This window comes from Brevibacillus sp. FW301-21C12A (genome assembly GCF_058788915.1).
Genome location: NZ_JBYTBG010000124.1, coordinates 1 through 522, shown reverse-complemented (window position 1 = coordinate 522; position 522 = coordinate 1). Strand labels below are relative to the sequence as shown.

At 48.9% G+C, this 522-nt stretch carries 3 tRNA genes; all 3 read left to right on the top strand.

The features are described from left to right. Window positions 1–175 precede the first annotated feature (175 nt). A tRNA-Thr gene (locus tag AC3WQH_RS25560) sits at window positions 176–251 on the top strand. 6 nt (window positions 252–257) lie between these two features. Next, window positions 258–342: transfer RNA gene (locus tag AC3WQH_RS25555), tRNA-Tyr, on the top strand. 7 nt (window positions 343–349) lie between these two features. Next, window positions 350–425 (top strand) — tRNA-Lys (locus AC3WQH_RS25550). Window positions 426–522: the final 97 nt, after the last annotated feature.

Here is a 522-nt window from a genome sequence, read left to right as displayed (position 1 = left end):
GAGCTGTGGTGAAGTTGGAGTTCACGCCGGTCTGTCACACCGGAGGTCGCGGGTTCGAGTCCCGTCAGCTCCGCCATCTTTTACAAGGTGGCCTCCTTCATGAAAATGTAAAATGTTTTAGTGGAAATAAAAAACATTGATTTTTCATGAAAGATATGCCATAATTTAATAGTATGCCGGTATAGCTCAATTGGTAGAGCACCTGACTTGTAATCAGGGGGTTGTGGGTTCAAGTCCTATTGCCGGCACCACTTACTGGGGAGATAGCGAAGTGGCTAAACGCGGCAGACTGTAAATCTGTTCCCTCAGGGTTCGGCGGTTCGAATCCGTCTCTCCCCACCAGTATTTCGAGCCATTAGCTCAGTTGGTAGAGCATCTGACTTTTAATCAGAGGGTCGAAGGTTCGAGTCCTTCATGGCTCACCAGTATTTTTGACAAGTGGATATGCGGTCGTGGCGGAATTGGCAGACGCGCTAGATTCAGGTTCTAGTGGTGGCAACACCGTGGAGGTTCAAGTCCTCT